Genomic DNA, 1,251 nt, shown 5'->3' on the forward strand with positions numbered 1-1,251 from the left:
TTCAATCAGTAATCTTTCAACCCGGGATAATGCCTCAGCGGTTTGTTCAGCAACGCTGGTGCCTTTCACACCGACTTGACCACAAAGATAGACAGTATCATTATGAATAACGATTTTGCTCATTCTTTGATTGGTGTGCTTACGCTGAATGTGAGTCATTTTGTGTTCCTTTATTTCTATATTTGTACATGAATGATTCGCCGATTGGGGTCAAGCTAGCCAACTCACCCAGTTTGAGTGGTTTAATCGGATTTCTCAGGCGGTAATAGCCGACCTTCTCCATAGGAATCCCTACTTTCTCTTGGATAATATGAGCTACCGTGGTCCCGCAATAGCGTCCCTGACAAGGCCCCATACCGCAACGCGTATAGGTTTTGATTTGGTTGATCCCGTGCGCGCCTCTCTCTACCTGACGGCGAATTTGTCCTGCTGTCACTTCCTCACAACGACAAACAATAGTCTGATCGCTTGGTGTCAGTGCCTGCTTAGGTGGCGTGTACAGAGCGTCCAAAAACGGTCGCACTCCAATTTCTTTATCAATCAATGCTCGCAGCTTGTCTCGCTCTTCAGTTAGTGATGTTTCTCCATCGCTTTCAAGCGACATTAAAGCACTAACCGCTGCAAGCTGACCTTGGTATTGCGCAGCCATTGCTCCACCAATGCCGCTACCGTCACCAGCAACAAAAACACCTTGGCGAGAGCTTCGGTGGTATTGATCAACCCTTGGTCGCCAACAGATCTGTAGCGGATCCCATTCGTGCTCCAACCCCATTGCTCTCGTGAGCTGAACATTAGGAATAACGCCAATATGAGAGAGCAAAGTATCGGTATTTAAGGCGTGTGGCTGTCTTTGAGCGGTGAAAGTGAGTCGCTCGACAGCTTGATCTCCATAAGCGGCTATGTCGGTGGCACCGGTATAGCGTTTAACTCCAGCACGGCGAATTTTACCCAACAGCTTAAGGCCTTTGAAAAGTACTTTGTGACCTTTTAAAGCTCCGCCAGCATAGCGAATCGATTCGACGTAACTGCTAGGTTGTTGGGTATCCACAATCGCTTTAGGAGGCGAGCCAGCATCGATCATCTGTGCCGCGAGCAAGTAGATGAGTGGCCCAGTTCCGACAAGTACAGCATTGGTTGGAACTAAGCCCGAGGTTTTCATCATAATCTGACACGCACCCGCGGTCATCGCTCCCGGTAAAGTCCAACCGACAAATGGAAATGGCCTTTCCGTTGCCCCAGTCGCAATGATGA

The 1,251-nt window shown here is 48.8% G+C and carries 1 protein-coding gene and 1 pseudogene; both read right to left on the reverse strand.

The genetic code is table 11. The annotated features are described in order from the left end of the window. Positions 1-159, reverse strand: a pseudogene (locus IQR33_RS33330) (RidA family protein); the annotation flags it as partial. Next, on the reverse strand, positions 140-1,251 hold a 1,112-nt coding region (locus IQR33_RS16910), incomplete at its 5' end, for an NAD(P)/FAD-dependent oxidoreductase (protein WP_228013945.1). The pseudogene IQR33_RS33330 and the gene IQR33_RS16910, both read right to left, overlap by 20 nt.

It is taken from the genome of Vibrio sp. OPT46 (assembly GCF_015163535.1).
GTDB lineage: Bacteria > Pseudomonadota > Gammaproteobacteria > Enterobacterales > Vibrionaceae > Vibrio > Vibrio alginolyticus.